The organism is Enterococcus saigonensis (genome assembly GCF_011397115.1).
In the GTDB taxonomy this organism is placed as follows: Bacteria; Bacillota; Bacilli; order Lactobacillales; family Enterococcaceae; genus Enterococcus_C; species Enterococcus_C saigonensis.
Genome location: NZ_AP022822.1, coordinates 684,571 through 705,187 on the forward strand (window position 1 = coordinate 684,571; position 20,617 = coordinate 705,187).

Genomic DNA, 20,617 nt, shown 5'->3' on the forward strand with positions numbered 1-20,617 from the left:
GCTGGAAGATTTCCACGTAAGTTTTGTGAAAGTAGCTTGGGAGTCTTTGATTGGAAATTTTAGTATAATCAAACGTTTCGTGATCGTTACCTCACGCTTAAGAGGTAGAATAATCTACAAATTAGGTGGTACCGCGTAAATTTACGTCCTAAGATGCTTGGCATCTTGGGACTTTTTTATTTCAAAATTTAAGGAGGAAACTAAATGTCTGATAATCTATCGACAAAATACAATCCACAAGAAGTGGAAGCTGGCCGTTATCAAAAATGGTTAGATGAAGATTTATTTAAACCAAGTGGGGATAAAAAGGCCAAACCTTATTCTATTGTGATTCCACCACCCAATGTTACCGGAAAATTGCACTTAGGTCATGCTTGGGATACTACTTTACAAGACATGATTATTCGTCAAAAGCGGATGCAAGGTTTTGATACATTGTGGTTACCAGGAATGGACCATGCCGGTATTGCAACGCAAGCAAAGGTAGAAGAAAAGTTACGGGAACAAGGTATTTCGCGTTATGATTTAGGCCGTGAAAAATTCGTTGACAACGTTTGGGAATGGAAAGATGAATATGCAGATCATATTCGTCAGCAGTGGGCTAAAATGGGCCTATCGTTAGATTACTCGCGGGAACGATTTACTTTAGATGAAGGTTTATCAGAAGCTGTTCGTAAAGTTTTTGTTACTTTATACGAAAAAGATTTAATTTATCGTGGTGAATATATTATCAATTGGGACCCGCAAGCCCGGACTGCCTTATCAGATATTGAAGTTATCCATAAAGATATTGAAGGTGCTTTTTACCACATGACCTATCCATTAAGTGATGGTACAGGTGAATTGGAAATTGCAACAACTCGTCCAGAAACCATGTTGGGAGATACAGCACTTGCCGTTCATCCAGAAGATGAACGATATCAACAATATATTGGTAAAAAAGTTATTTTGCCATTAGTTAATAAAGAAATTCCAATTATTGCTGATGAATACGTTGATCGTGAATTTGGAACAGGGGTGGTAAAAATTACGCCAGCCCATGACCCAAATGACTTTGAGGTTGGAAATCGTCATGATCTTCCGCGGATAAATGTCATGAACGATGACGGCACGATGAATGATTTGGCAGGCAAATATGCAGGAATGGATCGATTTGCCGCAAGAAAATTGATCGTTTCAGACTTAGAAGAAATTGGACGTTTGGTTAAAATTGAAAAAATGAACCATAATGTTGGACATTCTGAACGAACAGGTGTAGTGGTGGAACCCCGCTTATCAACACAATGGTTTGTAAAGATGGCGCCGTTAGCGAAAGAAGCAATTGAAAATCAAGCAACGGAGAATGCGGTCGAATTTTATCCACCTCGCTTTAATCAAACGTTCTTACGTTGGATGGAGAATGTTCATGACTGGGTAATTTCTAGACAACTATGGTGGGGCCATCAAATTCCGGCTTGGTACCATAAAGAAACAGGGGAAATGTATGTTGGTATGCAAGCCCCTAGCGATAGCGAAAACTGGGTTCAAGATCCGGATGTGTTGGATACGTGGTTCTCTTCAGCTTTGTGGCCATTTTCCACAATGGGTTGGCCAGATACGGCTAGTGAAGACTATAAACGGTATTTCCCGACTAACACATTAGTTACTGGCTATGATATTATCTTTTTCTGGGTTAGCCGGATGATTTTCCAAAGTTTGGAATTTACTGATGAACGTCCATTTAACAACGTTTTAATTCATGGTCTAATTCGTGACGAACAAGGGCGGAAGATGAGTAAATCACTGGGTAACGGGATTGATCCGATGGATGTCATTGACAAATACGGTGCTGACGCGCTGCGGTGGTTTTTATCAAATGGTTCTGCTCCTGGTCAAGACGTGCGGTTTAGTTATGAAAAAATGGACGCAGCCTGGAACTTTATCAATAAAATTTGGAATGCTTCGCGCTTTGTTTTGATGAATGTAGAGAAAATGACGGTGGCAGATATTAATCTGACAGGTGAAAAAACAGTGGCAGATCGCTGGATTTTAACGCGCTTAAATGAGACTGTTGAAAAAGTAACAGACTTGTTTGACCGTTTTGAATTTGGCGAAGCAGGACGTCAATTATATAACTTCATTTGGGATGATTTTTGTGATTGGTATATTGAAATGAGTAAAGAAGTTTTATACGGCGAAGATGAAAGTTCCAAACAAATGAATAAAAGTGTCTTAGTCTATACGCTTGATCAAATTTTACGCCTGTTACATCCAATTATGCCATTTGTTACTGAAGAAATTTGGAGTAAATTGCCCCATGAAGGAACTTCACTAGTAACAGCATCATATCCAGTTGTTCAGCCAGAATTTGACGATGCGGCAGCTGTGAAAGGTATGGAATTTTTAATTGAATTGATTCGTGCAGTCCGAAATATTCGTGCTGAGGTAAATACACCGTTATCTAAACCAATTACATTGTTAATTCAGACGACCGATGCTGAAATTGATGAATTTCTAGTTGCCAATAAAAATTATATTGAACGCTTCTGTAATCCTGAAGAATTAGTAATCTCAGGGAAAATGGAGGCACCTGAACTTGCGATGTCAGCGGTGCTAACTGGTGCTAACATTTACTTGCCACTAGCAGGTCTAATCAATATCGACGAAGAATTACAACGATTAGAAAAAGAATTGGCAAAATGGGACAGTGAGGTAAAACGTGTACAAGGTAAACTTGCAAATGAACGTTTTGTTGCCAATGCCCCAGAAGCAGTCGTAGCAGAAGAACGCGCAAAAGAAGCTGATTATTTAGACAAACAAAAGGCGGTTCGTGAACGGATTGAACAATTGCGGACCATCAAGTAAAGAGCGTTGTACAATAAAGATAAGCTTGAAACGAAAATTCAGCTTTTGCAATAAGCTAGATAAGAAAATTTTGTTGGAGGTAGTTGGGTTAGTAGTCTTATGAAAAACCAAATGACTAAAATGGCATTGAGGAGTAAAATAAGCTAATAATAGAGGGTAAAGACTATATCGAGGTCTTTATCCTCTATTTATATGAAGTTAAATTTCGTTATGGATGAGACAAAAAGTTAGACTATGATAATTTGCGACTAAAATTATGTAGTAATTTTTTATTTCAACTATTTGTTTTTTTCTTTACCTAGGAGTTTGTTATAATGAAGCAGTGAGGTGGAAAGAAATGGTAGAAACTGGAAGTAAAGCAATTGAATGGATTCATAGCCGCAAACCTTTTGGCTCAAGACCGGGGTTAGAGCGCGTTAAAGCATTATTGGCTTTAGTTGATCATCCTGAAAAAAAAGTACCAACAATTCATATTGCCGGTACGAATGGGAAAGGATCAACCGTTAGCTATTTAAGAGAAATGTTACAAGAAGCAGGGATTGTCGTTGGCACTTTCACTTCACCATATATTGAAAGTTTCCACGAAAGAATTGCCGTTAATGGGAAATTTATCACAGATGAAGAACTAGTCACGTTAGTAAATAAATATCAGCCGTTGGTCGAAAAATTGGATCAGCAAGAAGCAGTTAGTGGCATTACAGAGTTTGAAGTTTTAACAGTTTTGGCATTGGATTACTTTGTTGATAAAGTTGATGTTGCACTTATTGAAGTAGGCTTGGGCGGACTATTAGATTCTACTAATATTGTAGAACCAATGCTAACAGCGATTACAACGATTGGTTACGATCATACCGAAATACTAGGCAACACTTTAGAAGAGATTGCGGCGCAAAAAGCAGGAATAATTAAGCCCAACATCCCGATAGTAACTGGCAATATTGCAGATAATGCCTTAGGTGTGATTGCAGATTGCGCCACAAAAAATAAAGCAAAAATCTATCGCTTTGGTAAAGAATACGAGGTCACTTATTTGCATCCAGATGATAATTGGGGTGAATGGTTTGATTTTCGTAATCAAAACGGAAAATTAAAAAACTTAAAAACAACGTTAATAGGACAACATCAACCAGAAAATGCAGGTATTGCTATTCAATTATTTGAATTATATTGCGAATTAAATAAGATTAATTGGCGGGAAAAAGAGATTAAAAAAGCCTTACAACAAACGTTTTGGCCTGCTCGGATGGAACGGCTTAGCACAGAACCTTTAATCATTTTAGATGGAGCCCATAATACGCATGCAATGTATCGCTTGGTGGAATCTGTTCAAAATGAATTCAAAGGTCGCAAACTGCATATATTGTTTTCTGCTTTAGAGACAAAAAATGTTGCGGAAATGTTAGAAGAATTATTGAAACTAAAAAATGCGCACATCTATCTAACGACTTTTGATTATCCCCGGGCAATCAAATTAGACGATGATTTTGTTAATGTAGATGAAAAACGCGTGTCAATTGTTTCTTTATGGCAATTTGGTTTAGCTGAAATTTTGGAAAAAATGGACGATGAATCTTTATTACTTGTAACAGGCTCGTTGTATTTTGTGTCAGAGGTAAGAAGTTTATTACTAGAAATGGGAGGTTCACATGCAGGTTAAAGGTGTCATTTTTGATATGGACGGATTGATTTTTGATACAGAACAACTTTATTATGCTGGAGCGCAAGCAGCAGCAGATGATTTTGGAATACCTTATGATAAAACACTTTATCTTGAGTTGCTGGGTATTTCTGATGAAGAAGTAATCGAAAGATACCATGAAATGTTTGATGGAAAATTTGGGGAAGCAAAAGTGACAGCATTTATTGCAGCGTCTTATGAAAATACAAGAGATATGTTTACCAAGGGAATGGCAGCATTAAAGCCAGGGGTAATGGAGCTTTTAGCTTATTTACAAGCGGCTAAAATCGATTGGATTATCGCTTCTAGCAATCAACGCAAAGTAATTGATGAATTACTGGCTAGAGCAGATTTAACAAAACATTTTTCTAAGATTGTTTCTTGTGAAGACGTACCGCGTGCCAAACCTGATCCTGCGATATTTCTAGCTGCTCGTGCTATCCTTGGAACAAAAAAGTCAGAAACTTTAGTTTTAGAAGACTCACAAAATGGCGTTTTAGCCGCATTTCAAGCTGAAATACCGGTAATTATGATACCAGATTTGTTGCCTCCTGATGAAGCATTGGCAGCAAAAACTTTAGCTGTGCTACCTTCTTTGCACGAAGTAAAAAATTATTTGAGCTAAAAATGAATTAGAACGCCTTTGCGTACTTTATTTAAAAGAGCGCAAAGGGGTTTTTTGATGAAAACAAAAGTATTGCCTGTAAGTATGCGACCTAGAGAACGATTAAAGGAAAAAGGTACCAAGGTACTTTCAGAACAAGAACTATTAGCTATCATTTTACGAACAGGCTCGAAAAAAGCGACTGCTGGTGATCTTGCTGCAGAAATATTGCATTACTTTGGTGATTTGTATCAATTTAAGAGGGCCGAGTTACAAGAATTAACAAAGATTGCAGGAATCGGTGAAGCAAAGGCAGCTGAACTTTTAGCCGCAATTGAATTAGGATGTCGGATTAGCCAGGCTTCGCAATCGAAAATAGGATATGTCTCTTCTAGTTATGAGTTGGGGTGTATGTTAGCCGATGAAATGAAAGATTATGAGCAGGAGCATTTATTGTGTATTTATTTGAATACGAAAAATCAAATTTTACAAAAAAAGACGATTTTTATTGGTTCATTAAATCAATCGATTGCACATCCTAGAGAAATTTTCAAAACAGCAGTAAAAATTGCTGCTGAGCGAATTGTAATTTGTCACAATCATCCTTCTGGTAGTCCGACACCTTCTCATAATGATATCGTTTTTACTAAAAGATTAAGAGAATGTGGGGAAATTATGGGTATTGAATTATTGGACCATTTGGTGATCGGTGGTAGCGAATACATCAGCTTACGAGAAGAAGGGTTATGGAATTAGTAGACTTGCAAAAAAAATCGGGCAAGTGTAAAATATTAGTGTAATTTTGTTTAGCGGTTTAGCGATAGAAGTTGAAACATTTGGGTCACCTCTATTCTTTGCCAACAACGTTACACATTAATTCGTGCAAAGCACAAGGAGGTTTTCACCCATGGAACATGGTACAGTAAAATGGTTTAACGCAGAAAAAGGATTTGGCTTCATTTCACGTGAAGACGGCAGCGATGTATTCGTACATTTCTCTGCAATTCAAGGCGACGGTTTTAAAACATTAGAAGAAGGTCAAGCAGTGACTTTCGACGTTGAAGAATCAGACCGCGGCCCTCAAGCTACTAACGTCGAAAAAGCTTAGACTTTTTATATCGGCATTTTATCCTCAGAATTTATTCTGGGGATTTTTTGATTAGGAATAAGAGTGAGTAAAGGTAGATTTATCAAATTTCATAGTTAAAAGGTCACGTGATGGAACAAATTTTTTTATAAAAATCTTACGTCATTTTTTATCTAAATAAAAATACTCAAACAATTAAGGAAAACGTGAAACCAGTCTAAGTTTCCATACTTTCTTAATGTTTGAGTATTTCTATTATTAAAATGTGCCGTAGTCTTTACTGAAGATTAATTTTCCGGTGTCATAATCATGGATAGAATCATCGGATGACGCTCAGTTTTTTCAAATAAGTAAGGTTGCAATGCATTAGACATTGCTTCTCTTAATTTGAATTCGTTGCAGTCTGGCTGATTCATAGCTTCTCTTAAAGCTTTAAAAAGCAATGTTTGACCTTCATTAATCATTTCACCAGATTCACGCATGTAGACAAAACCGCGGGATAAAATATCTGGACCAGCTAGAATTTCTTTTTTCGCAATATCGACAGTTGCGACAGCTAAGACCAACCCTTCTTCGGATAAAATGTGGCGATCTCGTAAGACCACATTTCCAATATCACCGATCCCACTACCGTCAACATAGACATCACCAGCATTGAAATGACCACAAATGCGAGCGCTATTCGCCGTTAATGCTAACATATCGCCGTTTTCCATTAAGAAACAGTTTTCTTTTGGTACACCTGTATCTTGAGCTAGTTGTGTATGGATTTTTAACATCCGATACTCTCCGTGAATAGGCATAAAGTATTTTGGTTTCATTAACCGTAACATCAATTTTTGTTCTTCTTGGCCACCGTGACCAGAAGTATGAATATTATTGATTTTGCCATGTATTACTTCTGCGCCAGCTTCCATTAACAAGTTAATCAAGTGGTTAACGCTCGTTGTATTCCCTGGAATTGGTGAACTTGAAAAGATAACTGTGTCGTCTGGTTGAATTTGAATTTGACGATGAGTTCCGTTGGCAATTCGACTTAAAGCTGCCATCGGTTCACCTTGTGAGCCAGTACATAAAATTAAAACTTCATTTGCTGGCAAGCGATTTACTTCATGTGCGTCAATAAAAGTCCCATCAGGAACTTTTATATAGCCTAATTTTTGACCATTAATCATAGCATTTTCCATACTACGGCCAAATACTGCGATTTTCCTTCCGGTTGCAACAGCGGCATCTGCTGCTTGTTGTAGTCGGAAAATATTCGAAGCAAAAGAAGCAAAAATAATGCGGCCTTCTATTTTTTCAAATATTTTTAAAATTGACGCGCCAATAATTTTTTCTGATTTAGTAAAAGTTGGAATTTCAGCATTGGTACTGTCTGATAAAAGACACAAAACCCCTTCTTCACCAATACGTGCCATTTTGTGTAAATTGGCTGGTTCACCAACCGGGGTGAAATCAAACTTAAAGTCTCCGGTTTGTACAATGTTGCCAGATGGTGTTTTTACCACAATTCCTAAAGCGTCTGGAATACTGTGTGTCGTGCGGAAAAAACTAACAGAAGTTTTACGGAAGCGAATAATTGAATCTTCATTGATTTCATGAAGCTCGGCATCCCGCAATAAACCATGTTCATCCAATTTATTGGTAATTAAAGCCAGTGCCAATGGCCCAGCATAAATTGGAATATTAGCTTGGCGTAATAGGTAGGGGATTCCCCCAATGTGATCTTCGTGACCGTGAGTAATTACAAGTGCTTTAACTTTCGGTAAGTTTTGCACGATGTAACTATAATCGGAAATGACATAGTCAATCCCAAGCAGCTCATCTTCTGGAAATTTAATTCCGGCATCAATAATGATGATTTCATCTTGGAATTGTACCCCATAACAGTTTTTTCCAATCTCACCGAGACCACCGATTCCGAAGACGCCGGTTTCGTTGTTTTTTAAAGAGAGTTTCATTTTAAAACTCCGTTAATTTGAAGTCGGCATTTTCTTTTTCGTAGGCTAAATGACTATCATCTAGTCCTTGAATAAATTCGATGTTGTATGGGGTATGTTCTTCAACTAGTGCGCGGGCAGTGACTTCATCGGCTGCCTCTACGTAAATTGATAATGTTTGCTCTCTTTTTGGGTTACGTACTTTTGTTTCTTGATAGTAAACTTTGTAAATCATCTGTTTGACTCCTTTATTATTAATTAAACGGTATAAAAATGGCATCTAGATGATGGCAAATACGAGAATTAGAGCAACCAAAAAACAGGGGAGTTACTTTGATAAAAAATTTTTGCCCTACATGAAACAAATAACTTTTTACTATCAGCAAATTCTCCGCTAAATTTTAGATGCTTTTTGAAAATCAGACGATTTTCAAAAAGAGAAAGTCTCGTCTTTACTTTCCGCTTATTTTTTAATTCAACCGTTCCTTTGGCGTTTTTGCGCCCAATTAATGATATTTTAGCATAGATCTTTCAATAAGTATAGAAAAGTCAAATGGTGTAAAGGGATTACATTGGGGAAATTTCTGGTTATTTTGGCTACAATTAAAAATTTTACTGTGGTATAGTGAAGGTAATGCGAAAATTTATTCATGCTCAGGTACACCCTTTGAGAATTTTTAAAAGGGTGTCCATTTTTCTATCATTTAGCTTTTTAATTTTACGCGTTTACAGGCAGAAGCCTGTCTTCATTTTAATAAAGGGGGAAAAAAGATGAAATTGATGTGGCATTATACAATGCGCTACAAAAAACTATTATTTTTTGATTTCATTTGTGTCTTTGGTTTTATTATCATTGAGTTAGGTTTACCAACTATATTGGCACGGATGATTGATGCGGCTATTCCAGCTAAAAGCTTTAGTCAAGTGCAACAGTTAGGGCTTTTAATGGTTGTTATTACAGTCTTAGGAGTAGTAATGAATATTCTTTTAGGCTACTTCACTACGCGAATTACGACCAATATTACGGCGGATATTCGCGATGATTTATTTGAAAGAATACAAGGATATTCTCATTACGAATACGAACAAATTGGTGTCTCTTCTTTGATTACTCGCGTTACAAATGATGCTTATCAAATAATGCTTTTTATGCAAAATATTTTGCGAACGGGCTTTATGACACCCATGATGTTTATTGTGAGCTTGTATATGATTTTTCGAACGAGTCCATCATTAAGTTGGTATGTACTTTTGGCATTGCCGATTTTACTTTTGGCCGTGATTGCAATTGCCAAGTTTTCTGATCCCTTATCGACGAAACAACAAGGAAATTTGGACAGAATTAACGCAATTTTGCGAGAAAACTTATCAGGTTTGCGTGTCATACGCGCTTTTGTTAATGAAAAATTTGAGGAAAAGCGTTTTGAAAAAGTCAACAAGGCATATGCTTCAAGTTCTAAGAGTTTATTTCGCTTAATGGCAGTAGCGCAACCAGGATTTTTCTTCTTATTCAATATTGTAATGGTTTTAATTATTTGGAATGGCACAATTAAAATTGATCAAGGAAATTTACAAATTGGCGATTTGATTGCATTTATTGAGTATATTTTCCATGCCTTATTTTCTTTTATGTTATTTGCCTCTGTTTTTATGATGTACCCACGAGCCGCTGTTTCAGCAAGACGTATTCAAGAAGCACTTGATGCAACGTCTGAACTTATCGAAAAAGAAGACGGCGTTACTGAAACAGCTACAAAAGGTTATGTCGAGTTTAAAAATGTTACGTTTGCTTATCCTGGACATGCCCAAAGCCCGATTATTCGTAATGTTAGCTTTACCGCACAACCAGGCGAGACGGTTGCTTTTATCGGGAGTACCGGTTCAGGGAAATCTACACTTATTCAATTAATACCACGTTTTTACGATGTGAGTGAAGGGGAAGTTTTAATTGATGGTGTTAACGTAAAAGATTACCGTTTAAAAAATTTGCGAGAAAAAATTGGCTACATTCCGCAAAAGGCGCTTTTATTTACCGGAACAATTGCAGAAAACTTGCGTTACGGAAAATTGAATGCTACGCAAGCAGACATGCAACGCGCGGTAGATATCGCTCAAGCTGCTGATTTCATCAGTCAAACACCAAAAGGTTTTGATGCATTACTTTCAGAAGGTGGTGCGAATTTTTCTGGTGGTCAAAAGCAACGTTTGGCAATTGCTCGTGCAATTATTCGTGATCCTGAAATTTATATTTTTGATGATAGTTTTTCAGCTTTGGATTATCAAACAGATGCTAAATTGCGAGCACGTTTGAAAAAAGAAACAACGCATTCCACCGTTTTAATTGTCGCACAACGAGTAGGAACAATTATGCATGCAGATAAAATTATTGTTTTAGACGAAGGTAATGTTGTGGGAATGGGGACGCACCGAGAACTTCTGAAAAATTGCAGTATTTACTATGATATTGCGGCTTCTCAGTTATCAGAGGAGGAATTGGCACAATGAAATCATTTTCTTCTTTAAAACGTTTGGCTCGTTATTTGAGTCCTTATAAAATTACGGTCTTTTTAGTACTATTTTTTGTGGTATTGACAGTGGCTTTAAATGCGGCAATGCCTTATGTTGCAGGCTTACCAACAACCGAAGTTGCTAGAAATATTGCAGCCGGTGAAAAAATTAATTTTGAGTATGTGTTTAAATGTTTAATTTGGATTACGGCCGTTGGCGTGGGATATTGTATCGCGCAATTGCTATCAGGTCTCTTAATAACCAATGTGGTCCAAAGTGCTATGTATGATTTGCGACAAGATATTGATGAAAAAATTAATCGGTTACCAGTATCTTATTTTGATAAAAACCAACAAGGAAATATTTTATCTCGGGTTACTAATGATGTGGATGCAGTGAGTGGTGCAATGCAACAGGCTTTGATTGGGATTGTCAATGCGATTTTAGGGATTATTATGGCACTGGCGATGATGTTTTACATTAATATTCCGATGGCATTGTTATCTATCATTATGATTCCTGCTTCTATGCTGATTTCACGAGGAATCGTAAAAGTTTCGCAAAAATATTTCCAAGGAATGCAAAATGCTTTAGGGGATTTAAACGGCTATGTCCAAGAAAATATGACCGGTTTTAGTGTCTTAAAAGTATACGGGCGGGAAAAAGAAACATTAGCAGGCTTTAAGACGGTTAATCATCGGTTAAAAGATTTTGGCTTTAAAGCTTCCTTTATTTCAGGTCTTATGATGCCACTTGTTTCCTTAACTGCTTATATTACTTATATTGTAATGGCGGTTTTAGGTAGTTATTACGTCATTGGTGGTGTTATCGTTGTCGGACAATTACAAGCTTTTATTCAATATATTTGGCAAATTAGTCAACCTCTAGGGAATATCACGCAACTATCTTCTGTTTTACAAAGTGCATCTGCTGCTTCAACGCGTGTTTTTGAAATTTTAGATGAAGCAGAAGAGGTATTAAATGAGGCTGATATCCCATTACCAGAAGTTGTTTTAGGAGATGTGGAGTTTGATCATGTTTCATTTAGCTACACTGCCAATAAACCATTGATTAAAGACTTAAATTTTAGTGTAAAAGCAGGACAAACAGTGGCGATTGTCGGACCAACAGGAGCGGGAAAAACAACGTTAATTAATCTATTAATGCGTTTTTATGATGTAGATTCTGGAGCGATTAAAATTGATGGTATCGATACGAAAAAAATGAAGCGTAGCGATGTACGTTCGGTTTTTGGTATGGTCTTGCAAGATGCCTGGCTTTATGAAGGAACCATTGGAGAAAATATCCGTTTTGGGAAATTAGATGCAACGGACTACGAAATAGTTGATGCAGCCAAAACTGCGAATGTTGATCATTTCATTCGGACGATGCCAGATGGCTATGATATGATGATTAATGCTGAAGGGAATAATGTTTCTTTGGGACAAAAACAACTTTTGACGATTGCACGAGCTGTTATTTCCAATCCTAAAATTTTAATTTTAGATGAAGCTACAAGTTCTGTTGATACACGTCTAGAAGCATTGATTCAAAAAGCAATGGACAAAGTCATGGAAGGACGTACGAGTTTTGTCATCGCCCACCGTCTATCTACTATTCGAGATGCGGATTTAATTTTAGTAATGAACCAAGGCTCCATTATTGAAAAAGGAACACATGAAAGTTTATTAGCTGAAGGTGGTTTTTATAATAAACTTTATCAAAGTCAGTTTGCTGAAGATGGCGATTACGATTAAAATTTTAAAGAAGCCAAGACAAAAGTTATCTTGTCTTGGCTTTTTTTTAGAATAAAAAAGAATTTTTATCCACAAAAAAACAACTAAAAAAGTGGTACCTATCCACTAGAAATTTAAAAATTATCAATTAACACCAAGCTGTTGATTTGTCTTTCTGTGCTACAATGTAGGTGCAGATTGAAGAAAAAGAGGGAAAAGTATGAAAAATTTCATCGCAAAAAATGCTGTTGTACTGGGAGATGTAACACTCGGAAAAGAGGTAACCATCTGGTTTAATAGTGTGATTCGGGGCGATAGTAATTTTATTAAAATTGGGAATCGGACAAATATTCAAGATGGTACGATTATTCATGTGGATCATGATGCCCCAACAGAAATTGCTAATGATGTGACAGTTGGACATCAATGTATGCTTCATGGCTGCAAAATTGAACAAGGAGCGCTCATTGGTATGAGCTCGATTGTATTAAATCACGCTGTTATCGGTGAAAATAGTTTAATTGGTGCTGGTTCTCTTGTAACACAAGGAATGGTAATTCCCCCCAATGTCTTAGCTTTTGGGCGGCCAGCAAAAGTTATTCGACCTTTAACTCCAACAGAAATTGCTAAAAATAAAGCCAATATCACCCATTATTGTCAATTAGGACAAGAGTTTCTGGAAGGAAAATACCCAGAAGTAACAAAGTAAATCTAACTTATTTTTACTAAGAGATAAAAATTCAGTCTCCAAAAACTACGTGAATATTTTTATTGTGGTTTACCTGACATGATATTTTTCTTCGCTGTAAAAGTAGCCAAAGCGCAAATTGTTGCGCTTTTTTTCTTTACTCGGTACACTTTAGAAAAATGTAAAAAAGGAGGAATTTTTGATGGAACGTTTTGCTATAACTGGTTATGGTGAGCCAAATAAAGTATTTCAAACAATTACAGCTCAACCAAGAGAAGTTACTTCAGGACATATACGAGTAGCAATCCATGCTTTTGCGATTAATCCATACGACGTTTCATTGCGCCGCGGAGAACAACAAGAATTTCGCAGTTTGAAGTTTCCTTACGTGATGGGCAATGATGCAGCTGGTATTGTGACAGAAATTTTCCCTGGTGAAACAGATTTTTCTGTGGGTGATCGTGTAGTCATACATCCCGTTAGCGGGGCGTATGGACAAGAGGTTGTTTTGCCCACTAAAAAAGCAGCAAAAATTCCTGCAAAGTTGAGTTTTGCTCAAGCAGCGAGTCTAGTCACTACGGGAATTACTGCCTATAATTTATTGTTTCAACTTTTACACGTCAATAGCAGTCAAACAGTAATGGTCCTAGGAGCTTCTGGTGGTGTTGGTTCTTTATTAGTACAACTTTTACATCAAAATAAAAATCGTGTTCTTGCCAGTGCGTCTAAGAGAAATGAAGAAAAGATAAAAAGCTGGGGAGCAGATGAATTTAGTGCATATGATACAGAGGATTCTGGTAAAGTATTCTTTGAGCAAGCAGACATTGTCATTGATGCAACAAAAGGGAGTAAAAGCGGTGCAATTGGTTTAAAAATTTTAAAACCAGGAGGAACTTACGTCGCTTTAAATGAATTACCAACAGAAATAGAGCGTAAAGATGGTACGTATTTACGTTTTGTTCCTAAAAAGGATTACCAAGATCAAAGAGCTTTTGCGTATTTACTAAATGTTTTTGCTAAGGGCAATTTATTTGTGAATATTGCTGAAATATTGCCCTTTGAATTAGAAAGTGTGATTTATGCGCATGAAAAAATCGCAGGCCATCCTGCTGCTGGTAAAATTGTCATCGCAAAAAGCTAAATGAAAAAGTAATCTTTAATTTAGCTATTTTTGAAATTAAAGTAGAATGTGTTCGTCATTTTCTGAATTGAAGAATTTAGTGAAGATGATAATAAAAAATAGCGTAAAAAAAGAATTGAGACTTTCGTCTCAATTCTTTTTTAGCTTGGGCTAAATTATTTTGTTACCATAATTTCATCAATTAAGCCATATGCTTTCGCTTGTTCAGCAGTCATAAAGTTATCGCGGTCAGTGTCTTTTTCGATAACTTCCAATGGTTGACCAGTACGTTCAGCTAAGATATGGTTCAAACGATCACGGGTTTGTAAAATATGGCGAGCTGCAATTTCAATTTCAGTTGCTTGACCTTGCGCGCCACCTAGAGGTTGGTGAATCATGATTTCAGCATTAGGTAAAGCGAATCGTTTCCCTTTTTCACCGGCTGTTAGTAAAAATGAACCCATTGAAGCAGCCATCCCCATAACAATTGTTTGCACATCAGCTTTAACAAAGTTCATTGTATCGTAAATTGCCATCCCAGCTGTTACGCTACCACCTGGTGAATTAATATATACATAGATATCTTTTTCAGAATCTTGTGCGTCCAAGAATAATAATTGGGCGATGATTGAATTTGCTAAGTCGTCAGTAACTTGACCGCTTAGCATGATAATGCGGTCTTTTAATAAACGTGAGTAGATGTCATACGCTCTTTCGCCGCGGGATGATTGTTCAATGACTGTTGGAATTAAATTCATAATGTAAAGTCCTCCTTTAATCAAATCGACGTTAAATTTTGTACGTCTCAAGTTTAGCACATTTAAGCGATAACCTCTAAAAAGAAGTATAACTAATAGGTCAAAATAGGTCAAATGAAAAACTCAACGAATCTGTAAATTTTTTTCAGATAGAAAAAATGGCTAAAATAGATAACAAAGCCGTGGATAAAAGCAGGTAAAAAATGCGAATCTAATAGAATTTATGCTAAAATAAAAGACAGGAGAACTTGCAAGGAGGAAAAATATGATAGCAGTAGCAGCAGCCGGTTTTTTTGGAGTCTTAGTAGGTGCTTTGATTGTCACAATTGCTTTTAATTTGCGAATCCGTTATGACGAAAAAAAAGAACAACGACGACGTACTTTGGAACATAAAGTCAAAGAGATTGAAACTTTGATTCAATTAAACAAAAAAATAAATGAAATTTTACAAAAACGTAGTGTGCTAATGGCAGAATATGTCAGTTTTGATGCTTTTGATGATTGCTATATCACAATTGACGACTATGCGTATTTGCAATCATTTGCCGCTCAAAATAATTTTTACTTACCAAACTATATCTTAGAGGAATTTTTCAAAAATATTGCGCAGCGTAAAGTTATTTTGTCGCCAGATGAAACGATTAAAGTTGGTGGTTATGCTTATAAAGGCGGACGCGTGATTATGGAGCATTTTTCTGATGATTTGACAGAGCTTATCAATGAAAGAAAGGCAGCGTTAAAACATCTTTCAGATGAGACTTTGACGTATTTTAGCGCATAATATTTTTTTGAAAAGATGGGAGGAGCCCTGGAGGGATTTCTTCCCATCTTTTTTAATCAAATGAAACGTTAAGGCTTAGACGTAAAGTTCATAAAATAAAGATAGAAGTGGTACAATTACTAATGAAGAAAAAGATAAGGAGGAAACGGTGATGACACAAATCGTAGCCCATCGCGGTGCCAGTGGCAATCGGCCAGAAAATACGCTCCCATCTTTTGCAGAAGCAGTGCGAGTAGACAGTGACGTGATTGAGTTAGATGTTCATTTGTCAAAAGACGGTCACCTAATTGTGATGCATGATGAAGATGTAGAACGAACAACGAATGGTAAAGGTTTGATCCGAGAAAAAACACTGGCTGAAATAAAAAAACTAAATGCCGGGAGTTGGTTTTCTGAAAGTTATCAAAATACGAAAGTACCAACTTTAAAGGAAGTATTAGATTTATTGGTTATGCGGAATTTTCGCGGAGTACTGACTATTGAGTTAAAAACAGATCATTATCATTATCCTGAAATAGAGATGAAAACTGCGGCGTTGATGACCAGCCGGAATTGGCCTTTTCAACACTGGTATTGTAGTTTTAACATAGCTTCGTTGGATATCATTCATCAATTAGAACCAGATACGCAACTAGATTTAATTTTAAGCACTAGCGATAAAAAGGTGCTTCAAGCGTTGGACCGTCCGTATATTGAAGGAATTCATCCTAAAATCGACTGGGTTTTAAAAAATAAAGCAACATTACCTGACTTGCCGTTAGCTGTTCGTCCCTGGACGATTGACGACGAGGAATTAGTTAGAGAATGTGTTGCATTGCAGACAACGGGAATTATCACTAACTTTCCAGAAAAAATACAGCAATATGTAAAAAATGCGAGAAATAAGGGAAGTAAATGAGGGGAAAGATGAAAGTATTAGTCATTGCAGGTCCAACTGGGGTCGGAAAAACAGCCTTGAGTATTAAACTGGCACAAAAATTTAATGGTGAAATTATTAGTGGTGATTCATTACAGGTCTATCGTCAGTTAGATATTGGTACAGCCAAAGTAAGCAAAGATGAAGCCGCAGGTATTCCCCATCATCTAATTGATATCTGTGATTTTACGGCGGAGTATTCAGTTGCTGATTTTCAAAAAGCAGCGCGAAAAAAAATTGCGACCATCACTGCAAAGGGAAAATTACCCATTGTTGTTGGGGGAACAGGACTTTATATTCAAGCTCTTTTGTATGATTATAAATTAGGAGCAGCTGAAGAATTTGGGCAAGCAGGAGAAAAACTACGAGAAAAATATCATGAGTATGCCAAGGCACAGGGAAAAGAGGCCTTATGGCAATTACTTTTGGAAAAAGATCCTTTAGCAGCAGAAAAGATACATTTTAATAACGAACGAAAAGTTGTACGAGCACTAGAGGTATTTGATTTATCTGGACACAGTATTGTAAAACCTAAAGAAGAACCCCAAAAATTATATGATGACTTTTTAATTGTTTTAGATACACAACGGGAAGTACTATACAATCGTATCAATCAGCGTGTCGAATTGATGTTTGCCGCAGGACTAGAAAAAGAAGCGACACTTTTACAAAATTATGAAAAGGTACAAGCCGCAAAAGGAATTGGTTATCGAGAATTTTTTCCTTATTTTAAAGGAGAAAGTAGCCTTGATGAAGTCAAAGAAGCAATAAAACTAGATTCAAGACGATACGCGAAACGGCAATTAACGTGGTTTCGCAATCGGATGGAAGTAAGTACTTGGGTGGATTTGGTTACGCAACCAGAGGCAAGTGAAGTCTTGCAGCAAAAAATACAAGTATGGCTGGAGGAATAGTATGGAGCAGGAAAAAGTTATTTTAGTAGGGGTAGAGACCGAAGAAACTTGGAAAAATTTCGGTGAATCCATGCAAGAATTAAAAGGACTAACCAAAACTGCTAAAGGAGAAGTTTGTTTTTCTTTAATTCAAAAACGCCCTCAAGTGGATCGTCAAACAATTATCGGCAAAGGGAAGTTGACGGAATTAAAAAATTTAGTTGAAAGTTATGAAGCAGATTTAGTAATTTTTAACCATGAACTAACTCCTCGTCAAAGTCAAACTATTGGTGATTTTGTAGCAGTACCAGTTATTGATCGTGTCCAATTAATTTTAGATATCTTTGCTTTGCGAGCGCGCTCTAAAGCGGGAAAATTACAAGTTGAATTGGCGCAGTTAGAATATTTATTACCCCGTTTAGTAGGACAAGGAAAATACTTGTCTCGTTTGGGAGGTGGGATTGGTACAAGAGGTCCTGGAGAAACCAAATTGGAGACTGATCGTCGTCATATTCGCAACAAAATAACGGCGATTAAACGTGAACTAAAAGATGTAGCCGCACATCGCGAACGTACTCGCCAAAGAAGAAAAAACAATCGCTTTCAAATTGGTTTAATCGGCTACACGAATGCTGGAAAATCGACGATAATGAATGTTTTAACTGAAGCGAAAACTTATGAACAAGATGAGCTTTTTGCAACATTAGATCCTCTAACAAAGCGTTGGAAATTGCCAGAAGGCTTTGAAGTTACTCTAACCGATACAGTTGGTTTTATTCAAGATCTGCCAACACAGTTAATTGATGCGTTTCATTCTACGCTTGAAGAAAGTCGTGATATGGACTTGTTAGTGCATGTTGTGGATGCCAGCTCACCTGATCGTCCCCAACAGGAGCAAACGGTTTTAGACTTAATGAAAGAACTTGATTTTGATAAGACACCAATTCTAACTGTTTATAACAAAGCTGATAAAATTGATACAACACAATTTGTGCCAACTTTGTTTCCCAATGTGTTAATTTCAGCTAAAAGTAGTCGCAGTAAAGCCGAGTTAACTGCAGCAGTCCGACTACAGTTAATGGAACATTTAGAACCATATAACGTATCCTTAAAACAAAGTGAAGGGAAATTGTTAGCACAATTAAAAAGTGAGACATTGTTGGTCCGAGAAGAATTTTTGCCAGAAACAGAAAAATATTTGGTAAAAGGTTTTGCATTACCTGAGGCCAGTTTGATAAGGAGAATGGAAGATGAATTGGACAGATGAATTTGATCAATCTTTAGTAGCTGCGATTGAAAGAGTAGATCAAAAAATCGCCCCCCGCCAAGAAGAGCTGCGGCAAATTGCTTTAAGTAACCAAAATAAAGTTTTACGGGCATTTTCAAAGCAACATATTTCAGAAACTCATTTTTTACCCTCGACTGGATATGGTAATGATGACATGGGGCGCGATGCGTTAGAAGCAGTTTATGCGGAAACTTTTGGTGCAGAGGCAGCACTCGTACGACCTCAAATTGTTTCGGGTACTCATGCGATTGCAACAGCTTTGTTTGGTGTTTTGCGTCCGGGTGATGAATTACTTTATATTACCGGAACACCTTACGATACATTACTTGAAGTTATTGGCTTAGCTGGAAATGGAATTGGTTCTATGAAAGAATACAATATTTCCTATAACCAAGCAGAGCTAACGTCTACTGGCGAAGTTGATTTTGAGGCTGTGAAAGCCAAAATGAATCAAAAAACTAAGGTTATAGCTATTCAACGTTCTCGTGGATATGCCTCACGGCCTTCTTTTACTATAGCTAAAATTAAAGAGATGTGTGATTTTGTTAAATCGATTGCCCCGGAAATGATTATTTTTGTGGATAATTGTTATGGCGAATTTGCTGAATTAATGGAACCAACCCAAGTAGGAGCTGATTTAATGGCGGGCTCGTTGATTAAAAATCCTGGTGGTGGTATTGCCAAAACTGGCGGCTACATAGTTGGACAAAAAGATTTAATCGAAAAATGTGCCTATCGTCTAACAACACCAGGTGTAGGAGCTGAAGGTGGTGCGATGTTAGGAAATGTCTACGAAATGTTACAAGGATTCTTCTTAGCACCACATGTTGTTAGTCAAGCTATCCAAGGAGCAGTTTTTACGTCGGCGTTATTGGCGGAGTATCATATTGCTTCGACTCCTAAGTGGGATGACCCGAGAACAGATTTAATTCAATTAGTTGAACTTAAAGAAAAAGAAGCGATGATTACCTTTGCACAAGCGGTTCAACATTTTTCACCAGTTGATGCTTTTGTCGCACCTGTACCTTCTTACATGCCAGGATACGAGGATGATATTATTATGGCGGCAGGAACTTTTGTTCAAGGTGCTAGTATCGAATTAAGCGCAGATGGTCCGCTGCGAGAGCCATTTTCTTTGTATGTCCAAGGTGGTCTAACTTATGAGCATGTTAAAATAGCTGTATCAAACGCTGTTAATGCTGTTTTTTATTCGAACAAAAAATAATTTCGTTTTTTTAGCCCTATTGAACCTTGTTGTTGCAAGGTTCTTTTTGTTTTTTAGAAAAAATATTGTTTATGTAAGAAAACCTAACATATGCCCTTGACTTTCGAAAACGAGATTGGTATAGTTGTCTCAAGTTAAAAAAACATCTGGAAAGGAGTAGTTTCATGCGAGAAAAAGAGTTGCGCCGATCGATGTCTGTTTTTCCTATTGGAACGGTGATGAAGCTAACGGATCTTACTGCGCGACAAATTCGGTACTACGAAGAACAAGATCTTATTCATCCTGAAAGAAGCGAAGGAAACCGGCGTATGTATTCTTTGAATGATGTTGATATTTTACTTGAAATCAAAGATTACTTGTCTGAGGGATTGAATATGGCGGGGATAAAACATGCCTATGAGCTACAAAAACAACAAGAAAAAATTGCTAAAAATAAAAAGCCACTGACTGACCAAGATGTTAGACAAATTTTTTATGATGAACTCCTAAGCCAAGGTGGTTTAACACAACAAAAACCATTTAAACAAGGTCCACGAATGTAGGCATTG

The 20,617-nt window shown here is 36.9% G+C and carries 18 protein-coding genes and 1 other annotated feature (1 of these 19 cut by a window edge); of the genes, 15 read left to right on the plus strand and 3 right to left on the minus strand.

The annotated features are described in order from the left end of the window. Positions 1-154 (plus strand) — a binding site (T-box leader); it begins 57 nt to the left of the window's first position. A gap of 50 nt (positions 155-204) precedes the next feature. The 5 genes from EsVE80_RS03175 to EsVE80_RS03195 all read left to right on the plus strand — a co-directional run bounded on the left by EsVE80_RS03175 (position 205) and on the right by EsVE80_RS03195 (position 6,234). Next, positions 205-2,844: a valine--tRNA ligase gene (locus EsVE80_RS03175; RefSeq protein WP_173102447.1), complete on the plus strand. Its 2,640-nt coding sequence runs from the start codon at positions 205-207 to the stop codon at positions 2,842-2,844. 337 nt (positions 2,845-3,181) lie between these two features. Next, positions 3,182-4,501, plus strand: a complete 1,320-nt coding sequence (locus EsVE80_RS03180; protein ID WP_173102448.1) for a bifunctional folylpolyglutamate synthase/dihydrofolate synthase — start codon at positions 3,182-3,184, stop codon at positions 4,499-4,501. Next, complete coding sequence (locus EsVE80_RS03185; protein WP_173102449.1) at positions 4,491-5,147, plus strand: HAD family hydrolase; 657 nt, start codon at positions 4,491-4,493, stop codon at positions 5,145-5,147. The genes EsVE80_RS03180 and EsVE80_RS03185 overlap by 11 nt, the downstream gene beginning before the upstream one ends. A 57-nt stretch (positions 5,148-5,204) precedes the next feature. Further along, positions 5,205-5,882, plus strand: coding sequence for a RadC family protein (gene radC, locus EsVE80_RS03190; protein ID WP_173102450.1), 678 nt, complete (start codon positions 5,205-5,207; stop codon positions 5,880-5,882). 151 nt (positions 5,883-6,033) lie between these two features. Beyond that, positions 6,034-6,234 carry a cold-shock protein gene (locus EsVE80_RS03195; protein WP_016172708.1) on the plus strand — a complete coding sequence of 67 codons (201 nt, stop codon included), beginning with the start codon at positions 6,034-6,036 and terminating at the stop codon, positions 6,232-6,234. 266 nt (positions 6,235-6,500) lie between these two features. Here the strand turns inward: EsVE80_RS03195 and rnjA are convergent, their stop codons facing one another. Both rnjA and EsVE80_RS03205 read right to left on the minus strand, forming a co-directional pair. After that, positions 6,501-8,177 (minus strand): ribonuclease J1, encoded by a 1,677-nt coding sequence (rnjA, locus tag EsVE80_RS03200; RefSeq protein ID WP_173102451.1) that lies wholly within the window; start codon positions 8,175-8,177, stop codon positions 6,501-6,503. 1 nt (position 8,178) lies between these two features. Beyond that, complete coding sequence (locus EsVE80_RS03205; RefSeq protein ID WP_173102452.1) at positions 8,179-8,391, minus strand: DNA-directed RNA polymerase subunit epsilon; 213 nt, start codon at positions 8,389-8,391, stop codon at positions 8,179-8,181. 536 nt (positions 8,392-8,927) lie between these two features. Here EsVE80_RS03205 and EsVE80_RS03210 point away from each other — a divergent pair. The 4 genes from EsVE80_RS03210 to EsVE80_RS03225 all read left to right on the plus strand — a co-directional run bounded on the left by EsVE80_RS03210 (position 8,928) and on the right by EsVE80_RS03225 (position 14,229). After that, positions 8,928-10,661 carry an ABC transporter ATP-binding protein gene (locus EsVE80_RS03210; RefSeq protein WP_173102453.1) on the plus strand — a complete coding sequence of 578 codons (1,734 nt, stop codon included), beginning with the start codon at positions 8,928-8,930 and terminating at the stop codon, positions 10,659-10,661. Next, positions 10,658-12,421, plus strand: a complete 1,764-nt coding sequence (locus EsVE80_RS03215) for an ABC transporter ATP-binding protein (RefSeq protein ID WP_173102454.1) — start codon at positions 10,658-10,660, stop codon at positions 12,419-12,421. Before EsVE80_RS03210 ends, EsVE80_RS03215 begins: the two co-directional genes overlap by 4 nt. A 199-nt stretch (positions 12,422-12,620) precedes the next feature. Then, positions 12,621-13,109: a gamma carbonic anhydrase family protein gene (locus EsVE80_RS03220; protein ID WP_173102455.1), complete on the plus strand. Its 489-nt coding sequence runs from the start codon at positions 12,621-12,623 to the stop codon at positions 13,107-13,109. Positions 13,110-13,290: 181 nt separating this feature from the next. Then, complete coding sequence (locus tag EsVE80_RS03225; protein WP_173102456.1) at positions 13,291-14,229, plus strand: NADP-dependent oxidoreductase; 939 nt, start codon at positions 13,291-13,293, stop codon at positions 14,227-14,229. A gap of 155 nt (positions 14,230-14,384) precedes the next feature. Here the strand turns inward: EsVE80_RS03225 and clpP are convergent, their stop codons facing one another. Beyond that, the gene (gene clpP / locus EsVE80_RS03230; protein ID WP_173102457.1) at positions 14,385-14,966 is read right to left on the minus strand and encodes an ATP-dependent Clp endopeptidase proteolytic subunit ClpP; all 582 of its coding nucleotides are present in this window, start codon (positions 14,964-14,966) and stop codon (positions 14,385-14,387) included. A gap of 268 nt (positions 14,967-15,234) precedes the next feature. On the opposite strand from clpP, the gene EsVE80_RS03235 reads away from it, so the two are divergent. The 6 genes from EsVE80_RS03235 (at position 15,235) to EsVE80_RS03260 (ending at position 20,611) form a co-directional block, all read left to right on the plus strand. Then, a complete protein-coding gene (locus tag EsVE80_RS03235; RefSeq protein WP_408639872.1) occupies positions 15,235-15,747 on the plus strand; it encodes a hypothetical protein in 513 nt (170 codons plus the stop codon). Positions 15,748-15,898: 151 nt separating this feature from the next. After that, complete coding sequence (locus tag EsVE80_RS03240) at positions 15,899-16,645, plus strand: glycerophosphodiester phosphodiesterase family protein (RefSeq protein WP_173102459.1); 747 nt, start codon at positions 15,899-15,901, stop codon at positions 16,643-16,645. A gap of 8 nt (positions 16,646-16,653) precedes the next feature. Continuing rightward, positions 16,654-17,577: a tRNA (adenosine(37)-N6)-dimethylallyltransferase MiaA gene (miaA, locus tag EsVE80_RS03245; RefSeq protein WP_173102460.1), complete on the plus strand. Its 924-nt coding sequence runs from the start codon at positions 16,654-16,656 to the stop codon at positions 17,575-17,577. Position 17,578: 1 nt separating this feature from the next. Continuing rightward, the gene (gene hflX, locus EsVE80_RS03250; RefSeq protein ID WP_173102461.1) at positions 17,579-18,823 is read left to right on the plus strand and encodes a GTPase HflX; all 1,245 of its coding nucleotides are present in this window, start codon (positions 17,579-17,581) and stop codon (positions 18,821-18,823) included. After that, positions 18,807-20,069 carry a methionine gamma-lyase family protein gene (locus EsVE80_RS03255; RefSeq protein WP_173102462.1) on the plus strand — a complete coding sequence of 421 codons (1,263 nt, stop codon included), beginning with the start codon at positions 18,807-18,809 and terminating at the stop codon, positions 20,067-20,069. The genes hflX and EsVE80_RS03255 overlap by 17 nt, the downstream gene beginning before the upstream one ends. Before the next feature lie 164 nt (positions 20,070-20,233). Further along, positions 20,234-20,611, plus strand: a complete 378-nt coding sequence (locus EsVE80_RS03260) for a MerR family transcriptional regulator (protein ID WP_173102463.1) — start codon at positions 20,234-20,236, stop codon at positions 20,609-20,611. The last annotated feature ends 6 nt before the right edge of the window (positions 20,612-20,617 follow it).

Bases quoted from the DNA above. Each gene is read 5' to 3' on its own strand.
- radC (WP_173102450.1), top strand. From the start codon at position 5,205: ATGAAAACAAAAGTATTGCCTGTAAGTATGCGACCTAGAGAACGATTA.
- EsVE80_RS03210 (WP_173102453.1), top strand. From the start codon at position 8,928: ATGAAATTGATGTGGCATTATACAATGCGCTACAAAAAACTATTATTT.
- EsVE80_RS03175 (WP_173102447.1), top strand. From the start codon at position 205: ATGTCTGATAATCTATCGACAAAATACAATCCACAAGAAGTGGAAGCT.
- EsVE80_RS03185 (WP_173102449.1), top strand. From the start codon at position 4,491: ATGCAGGTTAAAGGTGTCATTTTTGATATGGACGGATTGATTTTTGAT.
- EsVE80_RS03255 (WP_173102462.1), top strand. From the start codon at position 18,807: ATGAATTGGACAGATGAATTTGATCAATCTTTAGTAGCTGCGATTGAA.
- EsVE80_RS03220 (WP_173102455.1), top strand. From the start codon at position 12,621: ATGAAAAATTTCATCGCAAAAAATGCTGTTGTACTGGGAGATGTAACA.
- clpP (WP_173102457.1), bottom strand. From the start codon at position 14,966: ATGAATTTAATTCCAACAGTCATTGAACAATCATCCCGCGGCGAAAGA.
- EsVE80_RS03195 (WP_016172708.1), top strand. From the start codon at position 6,034: ATGGAACATGGTACAGTAAAATGGTTTAACGCAGAAAAAGGATTTGGC.
- EsVE80_RS03205 (WP_173102452.1), bottom strand. From the start codon at position 8,391: ATGATTTACAAAGTTTACTATCAAGAAACAAAAGTACGTAACCCAAAA.
- EsVE80_RS03260 (WP_173102463.1), top strand. From the start codon at position 20,234: ATGCGAGAAAAAGAGTTGCGCCGATCGATGTCTGTTTTTCCTATTGGA.
- rnjA (WP_173102451.1), bottom strand. From the start codon at position 8,177: ATGAAACTCTCTTTAAAAAACAACGAAACCGGCGTCTTCGGAATCGGT.
- EsVE80_RS03180 (WP_173102448.1), top strand. From the start codon at position 3,182: ATGGTAGAAACTGGAAGTAAAGCAATTGAATGGATTCATAGCCGCAAA.
- EsVE80_RS03225 (WP_173102456.1), top strand. From the start codon at position 13,291: ATGGAACGTTTTGCTATAACTGGTTATGGTGAGCCAAATAAAGTATTT.
- miaA (WP_173102460.1), top strand. From the start codon at position 16,654: ATGAAAGTATTAGTCATTGCAGGTCCAACTGGGGTCGGAAAAACAGCC.
- EsVE80_RS03240 (WP_173102459.1), top strand. From the start codon at position 15,899: ATGACACAAATCGTAGCCCATCGCGGTGCCAGTGGCAATCGGCCAGAA.
- EsVE80_RS03215 (WP_173102454.1), top strand. From the start codon at position 10,658: ATGAAATCATTTTCTTCTTTAAAACGTTTGGCTCGTTATTTGAGTCCT.
- hflX (WP_173102461.1), top strand. From the start codon at position 17,579: ATGGAGCAGGAAAAAGTTATTTTAGTAGGGGTAGAGACCGAAGAAACT.